Raw genomic sequence first — 12,701 nt, forward strand, 5'->3', positions numbered from 1 at the left:
TCCCGCAAAGGAAACTGCCTGGATAATGCGGTAATAGAAAACTTCTTTGGAACTTTAAAATCTGAAATGTTCTATACTAAGAAATTTAAAACCATTGATGAGCTCAAAAAAGAAATAAAGAAGTATATCAATTACTATAATAACGACAGGATAAGACTTAATCTAAAAGGAAAGAGTCCCGTACAGTACAGAACTCTTTCATATAATAATATTGTTTAATTTTGTCTAAACTTTTGGGTGCAGTCTATTAATTGTCGGATTTTTTTATTGAATCCGGAGACGAAAGTTGAGGAATAGCAATAAATCACAAAGACTGGCAGGTTTCCGGAAAATCTTTTAATCTTTAAATGCTTTAAACTTTTAATTTCTCAATACTCTTACATTGTCATATTTTATCTAAAATAGTATATTTGTACCAACTATAAAGAAACAAAAAAACAATGCTTGTAATAGGAATTGCCGGTGGTACAGGATCCGGCAAAACTACAGTTGTTGATAAGATACTTCAGCAGCTTGATATTGAGGGAATGAATATCCTCTCTCAGGATAATTATTATCATGACAACCAAGGTCTTACATTGACGGAAAGAGAAGCTCTAAACTATGACCATCCGAAATCCATAGACTTTGACCTATTGATAAAACATGTAAAAGCTTTAAAAAATAATGAGTCTATTGAACAGCCCATTTATAGCTTTGTCACCCATTCCAGAACAGGAGATCATGTCACTGTAGAACCTAAAAACGTATTGGTAGTAGAAGGAATTCTTGTTCTTACCAACAAAGAATTACTGAAAGAATTCGATTTGAAAGTATTTGTTCATGCAGATTCAGACGAAAGACTCATCAGGAGGATCAGAAGAGATACCCAGGAAAGAGGAAGAGACCTGAGCGAAGTATTACACCGCTATCAGACTACATTGAAACCAATGCACCAGGAATTCATCGAACCGTCTAAAAATGATGCCGATCTTATCATTCCTAACATGAAGCAGAATTCTGTAGCCATTGATTTTTTAACTACTGTTATTAAAAATTCGTTGAAAAAACATTAAAAAAATGGAAGAAAATAACCTTATCAAAGACATTCAGCCGAAATCTGAAACATTCAAAATTATCCAGAAATATGTTTTGAATAAGTATACCATTACGATCTGTCTGTTTTTGGTATGGATGATTTTTTTCGATAAAACCTCATTTCTTGTAATTAATGAACTGAATGGTGAGATTCATAAATATGAAGACCAATTGGAATATTATAAAAAAGAATACGAGAAAAATGATGCTTTTTATAAAAAACTGATGAACAACAAGTCAGAAAAAGAAAAGTACGCAAGAGAAAATTATTTTATGAAAAAACCGAATGAAGAAATCTTCATTTTGGTGGTAGACAGCACAAAAGTTGCCAAGAAATAAAAGCATGCTAAAGTGTCAATAGTGAATAGACAATTCAGCTTGTCTGATAGTATCATTCACTTGTGAAACAAAATTCACCATTGACAATTCACAATTTAAACTAAAACTAATGTCAAATACAGATATACTTTCAAACTGGGAAACTCTAGTCAAAAAACAGCTTAAAACAGAAGATATTTATCCCGTTTTAGAAAAAAAGAATCTGGAAGGAGTAGAGGTGAAGCCTTTTTATACAGAAGTTGAGAAACCTTTGTTAAACCTTCCCAGAGTTGAAGAAAGCACCCATTTGGTAGCAAGATACCATGAAAGTCTGGAAGATGAAGTATTTGCATTTGTTCTTGATCAGAATGTAGAAACTCTTGATCAGAAAACCCTTTTTATTAATAATAAAGAACTTGCAGGACATATCAGTCCCAAAGAAGAAGACCAATATTTTTCATTGATAGATGTTTTTAATGAAAAAGAAGGAAGCATTGATGATCAGTTGGTAAAAGAATTATTGGCAAAAGACTTCAAAAGAAGCATCTGTGTTGATATTTCACTACATCAGAATGCTGGTGCTGCTATCTATCAACAGCTGGGCATTGCTTTGGCAAAAACAAAAGAGTTGGTAGAGGTCTATGGAACTGAAATTTTAAGCAAATTGATCTTTAGAATAGCTGTAGGAGGAAGTTATTTCTTTGAAATGGCCAAACTGAGAGCCTTTAAAATTGTTTTTAACCAGCTTTCCAAAGAATATGGACTGGATGAAGTTCCTTACATCTTTGCAGAGACTTCGCTTCGAAATAAAGCAGTTGCTGACAACGAAAACAACCTTATCCGCTCCACATTAGAACTTGCTTCTGCTATGATCGGAGGTGCTGATGCCGTATTTTCCAATAATTATCTTGTAGACAGAAGTACGGATAACTCGGAGGAAATATCTTTCAAGCAGCAGATTGTTCTGGCTTACGAAAGTATTATCAATGTATTTGAAGATGCTTCGAACGGAAGTTATTATGTAGAAGATATTACACGTCAGTTTGCAGAAAAAGCATGGGATTTATTAGTGGAAATAGAAGAAGCTGGAGGATATCTTGAGCTTTTGAAACAGGGAATTGTTCAGAAAAAGATCTATAATCATGCTATTGAAGAGCAGCAATGGATTGAAGAAGGGAAAATAAAGCTGATTGGAGTTAATTTATACCCTAAATTAGACGTTAAAAAGTCTATTGGAGATCTTTACAACGAAAAAGAAATAAAAGCCGTTCGTTGGGCTGAAATGTTTGAATAAAACATTAATTATACCATGAAAAAAAGCTTCATAATTGTCTTTTTATTGTTTTTCGGATTATGTTTTTCTCAAATAGAGAAAGATTTGTATGGAAAATGGGTAGGAACAGACGCTGGTAAATATGGCTCATTCACGTTTTTTTCAGACGGTTATGTAAAAGCAGAACTTGATGGATTGAATATTGATGGTAGAAATCATGTAATTCCTGATGGACCAAATAAAGGTAAAATTGGACATGTGAAATATACTGCTGATTTTTCAAAAAAAATTATCAAATTCAATCTCATTGGATCATACAATGATTTTAATAATAAACTTGAAGAAAGTAAATTTTTAAGTGGACTTATTAAATTTATTAATGAAGATGAATTGCTACTATTCTTCGACTTTGAAAACGAAACCCCGGCAGATATTGATCCTACATCTCCAAATGTAATGACATTACGTAGAGAGAAAGACTTATAGTTTTAAGAATGAAAGAAAAACTGATTGATTTATTCGAATATACCTATCATTTCAATATTGAGATGATTAAAGTGATCTCTGAAAACAGAGAACTTGTAGATGATAAAACAATCAATCTCATTAATCATACTCTTAATGCACAACAGATCTGGAATGCCCGGATATTGGGAGAAACAACCTTTGAAGTTTGGCAGATCAATCCTTTTGAATCCCTGATGGAAATCAATCAGGCTAATTTTATTAAAAGTATTGATATTATCTCCAATCTTGATTTGGATAAAAGAATAGAATATCAGAATTCAAGAGGAACAAAGTTTGAAAACACCATTTTTGAAATGCTTTTTCATGCAGTTAATCATTCCACCTATCACAGAGGGCAAATCAATTCTTTGCTTAAGCAGAACGGTATAACCCCGGTGTTGACTGATTATATTTTTTATAAGAGATAATTTTAGTAAATAATCATTTTCTAGAAAGATTTTGTGTAGATTTATAAAAACACAAAATGCAAATATTATGAAAGAAAATGAGATAAGTTTTTTTATCAGAAAATCCATATTTTCTGTGTATAATGAACTTGGTCCAGGGCTTTTGGAAAAAGTTTATGAAAAAGTTTTGGTTTATGAACTTGAGAATAACGGATTAAAAGTTAATACTCAAGTTCCAATGAAAGTTAAATTCAGAGATATCATTATTGACTCTAGTTTTATTGCAGATATAATTGTTGAAGATAAAATTATTATAGAAGTGAAAGCAGTGACGGAAATAGCAAATATTCATCATCAGCAGTTATTAACCTATATAAAGTTGACGGGGTTGAAATTAGGAATTCTGGTTAACTTTAATACTGATTATATTAGCAAAAGTATTTTTCGTAAAGTAAGAGGGAGTTTAGATTAATTTTCTAAATATAACCGCAGATGACACAGATTTTCACAGATGATTGCGTGTATTTTAAAAAAAATTAAAAAAAAGATTATCATTATTATTTCTCATTGAAATAGATAAGAAATACAACATAAACGTTTATGAAAATCTGTGCCCTCTGTGATTAAAAAACAACTATCGATTTTACAAAACTTTAGAATAATAAGAAAAGGAAAGTACATCTACATTAATATACATAAAGAAATACAACATAAACATCTGTGAAAATCCGTGTCATCTGTGGTTAAAATATTAAACAAAGAAATTCAAAACTATATCAACGCAAATCTGAATACAGATTTACACACATTACTGCTGAAAAATCTCCATTTCCAGAGGTTTCTATGCTGGAAATTGTACAGCAGATCAAAGGAAAACAGGTGGCAGAGAGAAAATTCCCATTTCTTTTAAAAGAAGGTATTCTTTTCCCGCCGCAACTTAATCTGGAACAGTCATCATCAGAAAAAACAGCCTTATATAAATCCGAAATACTGAAAGGGAAAACATTTATAGACCTCACAAGCGGTTTTGGGATTGACGCCTATTATTTGTCTCAGAATTTTGATCATATCACTTTAGTAGAACAGAATACCGAACTTTTAAAGATTGTTGAAAATAACTGGAATATCCTAAACCGTCAGGCGAAATTTATCAACCTTAAGCTTGAAGATTTTTTGGATGAGAATAAGGAGCATTTTGATGTTATTTATCTTGATCCGGCCAGAAGAGACGAGCAAAAAAACAAAGTTTTTCTTTTAGAAGACCTGTCTCCCGATATTCTTGAAATTCAGGAAAAATTATGTTCTATTTCCGATCAGGTGGTGATAAAACTTTCTCCGCTTATTGATCTTAAATACCTTATTTCAGTGCTGCCCGGTATTTCAAGAATTGATATTATTGCTCTGAAAAATGATGTAAAGGAAGTTGTAGTCTTTTTATCCAACAAAAATACAGATGGGATTATTTGTAACTGTGTAAACCTTGAAAGTGGGGAAGAAACCTTTACATTCATATTTGGGGAAGAAGAAACCGCAGAATCAGAATATTCTGAACCGGAAAAATACATTTATATCCCCAATCATTCTATTTTGAAGGCGGGAGTCTTTAATTTGATCTCACAAAAATTCGGATTAAAAAAGCTTCATCCAAACAGTCATTTATATACTTCTGCTGAAAAAAATGAAGACTTTCCCGGAAGAGTTTTTGAAATGGAAATTATTGATTCTAAAAGTATTAAAAAGAAAGAGCAGTTCAATGTCATTTCAAAAAACTACCCTTTAAAGCCAGAAGAAATCAAAAAGAAATATGGGTTAAAAGATGGAGGAGAACACTACCTTATTTTTACACAATCCAAAAAAGGGAAAATTATTTTAAAATCAGTATAAAAATGTTGCTGAAAAATACAGGATTTCTTAATTTTGGGCAATCAAAAATTGAAGCATGAAATCGCTGGCTTTTTAAATAACCAAAAATAGCGCGGTTTTATATGATTTTTTAAAAAATTAAATTTTACATATGAAAAAATTGATTATATGTTTAGCTATTGCGACTGTAGCTGTTAGCTGTAAAAAAGTACCTGCGGGAGGGAATAAGAACACTCTAAAACTAGAAGAAGGAGTAGAAAGATATTCTGATGATGCACAGGGAGGAGAAGCTCACGGACATGGTCATGAGGCTGCTGCAACTGCTGAAGGACACAAAGAAGAAGCTGCAAAACCTGAAGCGCATAAAACAGACAGTACTGCTGCTGCAAAACCTGCTGAAGCAAAAGAAGCTCCAAAAGCTGAACACTAATTAGTAGTATACAATATACAAGTGCCCTGTTTCTGCAGGGCATTTTTTATTAAAAAATCTGACTAAAGGGTTCATTAACATCGGGTTTGGAAAATCATCCCTTTTTGTTTGTCCCTGCCACGCATTTTTTTTAATTTTAACAAAATAAATTTTTACAATGCAAGAGACATTAAATTACATTAACGAAAACAAACAGCGTTTCGTGGATGAATTATTTGAGTTATTGAGAATTCCTTCTATTTCTGCAGATCCGGCGTATAAAGATGACGTTTTGAAATGTGCAGATGTAGTGGCAGCACACCTTCAAAATGCAGGCGCTGATAATGTGGAAGTTTGCCAGACGAAAGGGTATCCAATTGTTTTCGGGGAAAAGATTTTAGATAAAAATTTACCTACAGTATTGGTATATGGACATTATGACGTTCAGCCGGCAGATCCATTAGAGTTATGGACAAAACCTCCTTTTGAGCCTTATATTGAGAAAACTGAATTACACCCTGAAGGAGCCATCTTCGCAAGAGGTTCAGCTGATGATAAAGGACAGTTTTTCATGCACCTGAAGGCTTTTGAAGCCATGATGAAAACCAATGCTCTTCCTTGCAATGTTAAATTTATCTTAGAAGGAGAAGAAGAAGTAGGATCTGTAAGCTTAGGAGACTGGGTAAATGAAAATAAAGAAAAACTAGCTTGCGATTGTATCTTAATTTCTGATACTCACATTTATAGCAACGAACAACCTACTGTGACAACAGGATTAAGAGGTTTAAGCTATGTAGAAGTAGAAGTGGAAGGTCCAAACAGAGATTTACACTCAGGACTTTATGGGGGAGCAGTTCCAAACCCTATTCACGTTCTTTCAAGAATGATTGCGAATCTGATTGATGAAAACGGACACATTACTATTGACGGGTTCTATGACAACGTAGAAACGGTTTCAGACGCAGAAAGAGCGGAAATGAACAAATTGAAAGACAATCCTGAAGAATTCAAAAAGTCAATCGGATTAAGCAATATAGAAGGTGAAAAAGGCTATACAACGTTAGAAAGAACATCTATTCGCCCTACTTTAGACTGCAACGGAATCTGGGGTGGTTATACAGGAGAAGGAGCGAAAACAGTAATTCCTTCAAAAGCTTTTGCTAAAATTTCAATGCGTTTGGTTCCTTACCAAACTCCGCAGGAGATTACAGAAAAATTCACGAAATATTTTGAAAAGATTGCTCCGGATACTGTAAAAGTGAAAGTTACTCCTCACCACGGAGGTATGCCTTACGTTTTACCAACGGATACCAAAGAATTTGCAGCAGCAAAACAAGCAATGGAATCTGCATTCGGAAAAGAAGTTCTTCCATACAGAGGAGGAGGAAGTATTCCGATTACAGCAATGTTTGAGCAGGTTTTAGGAGCTAAATCTGTATTGATGGGCTTCGGGCTGGATTCTGATGCGATCCACTCTCCAAACGAACATTATGGATTGTTTAATTTCTATAAAGGAATTGAAAGTATCCCAATGTTTTTTGAAAATTATTCAAAGTAATTCAACGAAAATAACAAATGATAAGGTGTTTCTGCAAAGAGATACCTTATTTTTTTATCCATTTCATATCATTATCACCTTTTAGAAATGTGTTTTTAGGGTCCTTTAAAAATTAAATTCACTGAAAATAAAAGTGTTAATTTTTATTTGCAATAAGTTATTTCACCATTCATGGAAAGTTTATATTTTTAATACAAAACTTGATTTACTATGAAAAAATACTACTCAATTGCATTTTTGCTATTATCTATGTGTGTTTTTGCACAACAGACAGTATCTTTTGAATCCAGTGAAGGATTTAATACCGGAAATATCAACGGACAGGCTGGCTGGATCAGTACACCCACGGGAGGTATTCCTGAAAATATAACCCATCAAACCATCAGTTCTGATAAAGCGAGCGACGGAAGCACTTCCCTCAAAATTGTCAAAGAAACAACCTATGGAACCCAATCTGAACCCATTATAGGAGGTTTTTATAATCTCTCAACCCCTCTTTCTTACAACAATTTCTCAGTATCATTCGATATCAATATGTCGCAGCTCAACGGTTCTGATTTTGGTTTTCAGGGGGTAAACGATATTGATGATCAGTTGGTGGTGAGATTGGACTTTGATCACACCGGATTGGTGAAGATTCTGAATACCATATCAGGCGTACAGGATCTGATTTCCATCCCTTCAGCCTGGCTGCCGAATACATGGTATAGATTTAAAGTTGTTGGAACTGCCACAGATGTCAGGTATTATCTTAATGATGTTCTCATTTACACAGGTGCAGCAGCAGGGGCTATGAATATCAACCAGCTACGTTTTGTACATAATAATGCGTTAGGATCAGCTTATATTGATAATATTAAAATTAATACTGAGTTACAGGTTATGGGGGTAAAAGATGCTGATTTACATGATATAGAATTGACATTTTATCCAAATCCAGTTACTGATATCATCAATGTTACCTCAAAAGAAGCAAAAATTAATCTGGTGAGTATTATCGATATGGCTGGAAAATCAATAAAGACGGTGTTTTCCAGTAATAACAAAAATAATACTTCTGTAAATGTATCAGAACTGACTGCCGGAAATTATATTCTTATCATCGATACGGAGAAAGGAAGATTTAATAAGAAATTCATAAAAAAATAAATTCTGATCAATCTTAGTATCAGGAAAACGCTCCAATTGGGGCGTTTTTGTTATTTTTAAAGAATTAAAATTGTAAAGCATATGTCAGAAAATAAAACAGCTTATATAACAGGAGGAACCAAAGGTATTGGTTTCGGAATTGCTAAAATTTTACTTGAAAATGGAATATCAGTAGCATTTTCAGGCAGAAAAAGAGAAGATGTCATGAAGGCCGAAGAAGAACTTAAACAATATTCGGAAAATGTTTTGGGAATTGTTTCTGATGTAAGAAGCCTGGAAAGCGAGCAGGAAGCTGTAAAATATACAGTTGAAAAGTTTGGAAGATTAGATTATATCATTGCCAACGCAGGATTAGGTATTTTTAAGCCCGTAGATGAATTAACGACGGAAGAATGGAATGATATGATCGAAACCAATCTTACCGGGGTTTTTTATACTTTAAAAGCCTCTGTAGAAGAATTGAAGAAGACAGAAGGGTATTATATTACCATTTCCAGTCTGGCAGGAGCCAACTTCTTTGAAAACGGGACAGGATATAATGCTTCGAAATTCGGAGTGGTAGGTTTCACACAAGCTGCTATGATAGATTTAAGGAAATATAACATTAAGTCCACAGTTATTATGCCCGGATCCGTAGCAACTCATTTTAACGGAAATATTCCATCAGAAAAAGACAGTTGGAAAATTCAGCCGGAAGATATGGGAAATCTTGTGCTGGATATTCTGAAGATGAATCCAAGAGTTTTACCTAGTAAAATAGAATTTAGAGCTACTAAGCCATCATAATAATTGATCTTAAAAATTGATACTTCAAATAATAATTTTTTAGTATAGCCAATTCAATAAAAATACATTAATTGATAGATGTTTTTATTTCAAAAACAACCTTTCAAAACGTTTGTTGTCTTATCAACAGAAACGGTTCTTTCTTCATTTAATCATTAATAGGATAGGGAGTTAAATCTACCTAATAACTGGTATTGATTCTATTTTTAAACTGAAGTAAGTTTGGTGGTGAATTAAAATAAAAATATGAAAAATTTTCTATCAATTAATGCATTTTTGTTGATTTTATTTCAAACATGGAATGCCCAGGCACTGGAAAGTGACAGCTTTAATACCTATACTCTAGGAAATGTTGGAACAGACATTACAGCAGCTACTCCTGGACAAGGCGGGTTTTATACAGATTTTGCAGGAGGATCTAATTCGGACGCACAAATTGTGAATATTGATGCTTCCCATGGAAAATCTTTACAGGTTAGAGGAAGCGCTGGTGGTCCGGTAACAAAATATATATGGAAAAATGGCCTTGGAACAGCCTGGACAGGAAGAAACTTCGGAAATGATATCCTTAAACTGAGTTTTAATCTTTACACGGGAAGCTCTACAGGAGGTGTAGGACGGGGAACTGTACTGATTTATGATGGAACGACCCATAAAACACTGCTAGGAGCTGGATATGAATACAATACACAGAGAATTGTTGGAATAGCATACTACACCAAGATATCATCAGGGGTAACCGGGAATTATCTATTTTATCTGGAACCTGCTACGACTACCTATCCACCCAATACCTGGATTACTTTGAACTGTACATTCAATAAAACGACAGGAGTTGTTACATGGACAACCCCTGGTGGTAGTATTTACAGCCCTGCATCAACGCATACTCCGGCAGCGGCAGGCGTGGATCCCTTTGAAATGGACTTCGTTTCAGTAGCCAGCACAGGGAACACCGTAGCGACTATCACTTCTTTTGATGATTATACGGTAACAGCTGTAAATGCTGCAACATTGGGAACCAAAGAAACTGTTGCAGAAGAAAACAGAATTTCAGTCTACCCAAATCCCGCAACTGATTTTCTTAATATACAATCAGAAGCACCAGCCACCCATGTTGAAGTTACAAATATGTCAGGAAGAAAAATGGAGGTTCAATTAAATCATAATAAAGTAGATATCCGGAATCTTATCCCGGGAATTTATACTGTCAACATAGAAATAAAGGGAAATAAATTTTCTAAAAAAATTATTAAAAAATAATCTTAATCTTACTTTTAATAACACGAAAACGCTCTGTAATAGGGCGTTTTGTTAATTTTAATGCTCTGAATAACAAATCAATATATATTATGCATGCATAATATATTTTTTGCTTATATTAGCAAAAATTAATTCAAACAAAATTTCTGCGGAAATCGTCATGGGTGGATGCATTAAAGGGAAAAAATAAAATAGTACACATGAAAATATTAGTTTGTATTAGTAGTGTTCCGGATACTACTTCCAAAATTAACTTTACAGCAGATAAGTCTGCTTTCGACAAAAACGGAATTCAGTGGGTAATCAACCCGCTAGACGAATTTGCATTGACAAAAGCGGTTAAACTTCAGGAATCTCAGGGAGCAACAGTAACAGTAATCAACGTAGGGGATACTGCTACAGAGCCTGTAATCAGAAAAGCTTTAGCTATTGGTGCTAACGATGCTGTAAGAGTAAATCTTGATCCGAAAGACAGCTATTCTACAGCAAAAGAAATTGCAGCTGTAGCTCAAAACGGAGGATATGATCTTATTCTTTGCGGAAAAGAATCTATCGATTATAACGGAGGTTCTGTTCCAGGAATGGTGGCTCAGCTATTGAACCAACCTTTCGTGAACGCTTCAGTAGGATTAGACGTGAACGGAAGCGAAGCTACTGCAGTAAGAGAAATTGAAGGAGGAAAAGAAACTATTTCTGTAAAATTACCGGCAATTATTGCAGGCCAGAAAGGATTAGTAGATGAAAAAGACCTTATCATCCCGAATATGAGAGGAATTATGTCTGCAAGAACAAAACCTCTGCAGGTAGTAGAGCCTTCTTCTTCAGAAGTAAAAGTTCAGGGAGTATCTTATGACAGCGTTCCTGCAAGAGCAGCTGTGAAAATGGTTTCTCCTGACAACCTGGATGAATTGGTAAGATTACTTCACGAAGAAGCTAAAGTAATTTAATAAGAATCAAGTAAAAAGTAAAAAGATTCAGGATAACATTGATGTAAATTAGAAACTCTCTCATTTCCATTAATTTTCAGTGAGTTTGATAACCTTGAATCTTGAACGTCAAACCTTAAACAATTTTGAAATGGCAGTATTCGTATACGCAGAAAATATAAATGGAGTTTACAAAAAAGCAGCTTTCGAAGCAGTTTCTTACGCTAAAGCTATTGCTGATAAAGCTGGAGATACCGTTACGGCAATCTCTGTAAACCCAACAGATTCTTCAGATTTATTATACAAATATGGAGCATCAAACGTTATCAATATTAAAGACGAAGGTCTTAAAAACTTCTCAGCAAAAGCATTTGCACAGGCTGTAAGCGAAGTAGCAGACGGAAATATCATTGTTTTCCCTCACACTACTGACGCTTCTTCAATTGCTCCTATGCTTGCAGTAATGAAGAACTATTCTTTAATTACTAATGCATTGGAGGCTCCTGAAAGCCTTTCTCCTTTCCAGGTGAAAAGAAGAGCATTCTCAGGAAAAGGATTCATGCACGCAAAAGCAGAAGGAAACGGAGTAATCGTTACCGTTTCTCAAAATGCTTTCGGTGTTAAAGAAAATGCAGTATCAGGTTCAGAAGAAGTGAAAAACTTATCTATAGCTAATGAAGATACTAAAGTGATTTCTCACGAACAAAGCTCAGGTAAATTAGATCTTAAAGAAGCCGAAATCGTTGTTTCTGCTGGTAGAGGGATGAAAGGTCCTGAAAACTGGGGAATGATCGAAGATTTAGCAAACGTTTTAGGAGCTGCTACAGCATGTTCTAAACCAGTTTCTGATATCGGATGGAGACCTCACACAGAGCACGTAGGACAAACAGGGAAAGCGATTGCACCGAATCTTTATGTTGCTGTAGGGATTTCAGGAGCAATTCAGCACCTTGCCGGAGTGAACTCTTCAAAAACTATTGTAGTAATCAACAGTGACCCTGAAGCACCGTTCTTCAAGTCTGCAGATTACGGAATAGTAGGAGATGCTTTCCAGATTATTCCTGCATTAACTGAGAAAATTAAAGCAATAAAAGGATAAGAAAGTGAATTGTGAATAGTCAATTCGCTTTGCTGGTCAATTTTTAATTAAATAATTCACTTGCGA

At 34.3% G+C, this 12,701-nt stretch carries 15 protein-coding genes; all 15 read left to right on the forward strand.

Annotated elements, in window-relative coordinates:
• On the forward strand, nucleotides 1-219 hold a 219-nt coding region (locus BOQ62_RS12850; RefSeq protein WP_164976702.1), incomplete at its 5' end, for an IS3 family transposase.
• Nucleotides 220-440: 221 nt separating this feature from the next.
• Entirely contained in the window at nucleotides 441-1,055 is a 615-nt protein-coding gene (gene udk / locus BOQ62_RS12855; RefSeq protein ID WP_034697618.1) for a uridine kinase, read from the forward strand.
• A gap of 4 nt (nucleotides 1,056-1,059) precedes the next feature.
• Nucleotides 1,060-1,416 (forward strand): FtsB family cell division protein, encoded by a 357-nt coding sequence (locus tag BOQ62_RS12860; protein ID WP_129040045.1) that lies wholly within the window; start codon nucleotides 1,060-1,062, stop codon nucleotides 1,414-1,416.
• 109 nt (nucleotides 1,417-1,525) lie between these two features.
• Nucleotides 1,526-2,689: a methylmalonyl-CoA mutase family protein gene (locus BOQ62_RS12865; RefSeq protein ID WP_129040047.1), complete on the forward strand. Its 1,164-nt coding sequence runs from the start codon at nucleotides 1,526-1,528 to the stop codon at nucleotides 2,687-2,689.
• 15 nt (nucleotides 2,690-2,704) lie between these two features.
• Complete coding sequence (locus tag BOQ62_RS12870) at nucleotides 2,705-3,154, forward strand: hypothetical protein (RefSeq protein ID WP_129040049.1); 450 nt, start codon at nucleotides 2,705-2,707, stop codon at nucleotides 3,152-3,154.
• A gap of 8 nt (nucleotides 3,155-3,162) precedes the next feature.
• The gene (locus BOQ62_RS12875; RefSeq protein ID WP_129040051.1) at nucleotides 3,163-3,603 is read left to right on the forward strand and encodes a DinB family protein; all 441 of its coding nucleotides are present in this window, start codon (nucleotides 3,163-3,165) and stop codon (nucleotides 3,601-3,603) included.
• A 67-nt stretch (nucleotides 3,604-3,670) separates the two neighbouring features.
• Complete coding sequence (locus tag BOQ62_RS12880; RefSeq protein WP_129040053.1) at nucleotides 3,671-4,054, forward strand: GxxExxY protein; 384 nt, start codon at nucleotides 3,671-3,673, stop codon at nucleotides 4,052-4,054.
• 371 nt (nucleotides 4,055-4,425) lie between these two features.
• A complete protein-coding gene (locus tag BOQ62_RS12885) occupies nucleotides 4,426-5,466 on the forward strand; it encodes a class I SAM-dependent methyltransferase (protein WP_228414067.1) in 1,041 nt (346 codons plus the stop codon).
• Nucleotides 5,467-5,596: 130 nt separating this feature from the next.
• Nucleotides 5,597-5,875 (forward strand): hypothetical protein, encoded by a 279-nt coding sequence (locus BOQ62_RS12890; RefSeq protein ID WP_129040054.1) that lies wholly within the window; start codon nucleotides 5,597-5,599, stop codon nucleotides 5,873-5,875.
• A 157-nt stretch (nucleotides 5,876-6,032) separates the two neighbouring features.
• Nucleotides 6,033-7,412 carry a dipeptidase gene (locus tag BOQ62_RS12895; RefSeq protein ID WP_129040056.1) on the forward strand — a complete coding sequence of 460 codons (1,380 nt, stop codon included), beginning with the start codon at nucleotides 6,033-6,035 and terminating at the stop codon, nucleotides 7,410-7,412.
• A gap of 210 nt (nucleotides 7,413-7,622) precedes the next feature.
• Nucleotides 7,623-8,561 (forward strand): T9SS type A sorting domain-containing protein, encoded by a 939-nt coding sequence (locus BOQ62_RS12900; protein WP_129040058.1) that lies wholly within the window; start codon nucleotides 7,623-7,625, stop codon nucleotides 8,559-8,561.
• 81 nt (nucleotides 8,562-8,642) lie between these two features.
• Nucleotides 8,643-9,347 (forward strand): SDR family oxidoreductase, encoded by a 705-nt coding sequence (locus tag BOQ62_RS12905; RefSeq protein WP_129040060.1) that lies wholly within the window; start codon nucleotides 8,643-8,645, stop codon nucleotides 9,345-9,347.
• A 246-nt stretch (nucleotides 9,348-9,593) separates the two neighbouring features.
• A complete protein-coding gene (locus BOQ62_RS12910) occupies nucleotides 9,594-10,610 on the forward strand; it encodes a T9SS type A sorting domain-containing protein (RefSeq protein WP_129040062.1) in 1,017 nt (338 codons plus the stop codon).
• Between the two features lie 200 nt (nucleotides 10,611-10,810).
• Complete coding sequence (locus BOQ62_RS12915) at nucleotides 10,811-11,557, forward strand: electron transfer flavoprotein subunit beta/FixA family protein (RefSeq protein WP_129040064.1); 747 nt, start codon at nucleotides 10,811-10,813, stop codon at nucleotides 11,555-11,557.
• 130 nt (nucleotides 11,558-11,687) lie between these two features.
• Nucleotides 11,688-12,635 carry an electron transfer flavoprotein subunit alpha/FixB family protein gene (locus BOQ62_RS12920; RefSeq protein WP_129040066.1) on the forward strand — a complete coding sequence of 316 codons (948 nt, stop codon included), beginning with the start codon at nucleotides 11,688-11,690 and terminating at the stop codon, nucleotides 12,633-12,635.
• Nucleotides 12,636-12,701 lie beyond the last annotated feature (66 nt).

The sequence above is a fragment of the Chryseobacterium sp. CH21 genome (assembly GCF_004119445.1).
Taxonomy (GTDB): Bacteria; Bacteroidota; Bacteroidia; order Flavobacteriales; family Weeksellaceae; genus Chryseobacterium.

Bases quoted from the DNA above. Each gene is read 5' to 3' on its own strand.
- udk (WP_034697618.1), top strand. From the start codon at position 441: ATGCTTGTAATAGGAATTGCCGGTGGTACAGGATCCGGCAAAACTACA.
- BOQ62_RS12860 (WP_129040045.1), top strand. From the start codon at position 1,060: ATGGAAGAAAATAACCTTATCAAAGACATTCAGCCGAAATCTGAAACA.
- BOQ62_RS12865 (WP_129040047.1), top strand. From the start codon at position 1,526: ATGTCAAATACAGATATACTTTCAAACTGGGAAACTCTAGTCAAAAAA.
- BOQ62_RS12870 (WP_129040049.1), top strand. From the start codon at position 2,705: ATGAAAAAAAGCTTCATAATTGTCTTTTTATTGTTTTTCGGATTATGT.
- BOQ62_RS12875 (WP_129040051.1), top strand. From the start codon at position 3,163: ATGAAAGAAAAACTGATTGATTTATTCGAATATACCTATCATTTCAAT.
- BOQ62_RS12880 (WP_129040053.1), top strand. From the start codon at position 3,671: ATGAAAGAAAATGAGATAAGTTTTTTTATCAGAAAATCCATATTTTCT.
- BOQ62_RS12885 (WP_228414067.1), top strand. From the start codon at position 4,426: ATGCTGGAAATTGTACAGCAGATCAAAGGAAAACAGGTGGCAGAGAGA.
- BOQ62_RS12890 (WP_129040054.1), top strand. From the start codon at position 5,597: ATGAAAAAATTGATTATATGTTTAGCTATTGCGACTGTAGCTGTTAGC.
- BOQ62_RS12895 (WP_129040056.1), top strand. From the start codon at position 6,033: ATGCAAGAGACATTAAATTACATTAACGAAAACAAACAGCGTTTCGTG.
- BOQ62_RS12900 (WP_129040058.1), top strand. From the start codon at position 7,623: ATGAAAAAATACTACTCAATTGCATTTTTGCTATTATCTATGTGTGTT.
- BOQ62_RS12905 (WP_129040060.1), top strand. From the start codon at position 8,643: ATGTCAGAAAATAAAACAGCTTATATAACAGGAGGAACCAAAGGTATT.
- BOQ62_RS12910 (WP_129040062.1), top strand. From the start codon at position 9,594: ATGAAAAATTTTCTATCAATTAATGCATTTTTGTTGATTTTATTTCAA.
- BOQ62_RS12915 (WP_129040064.1), top strand. From the start codon at position 10,811: ATGAAAATATTAGTTTGTATTAGTAGTGTTCCGGATACTACTTCCAAA.
- BOQ62_RS12920 (WP_129040066.1), top strand. From the start codon at position 11,688: ATGGCAGTATTCGTATACGCAGAAAATATAAATGGAGTTTACAAAAAA.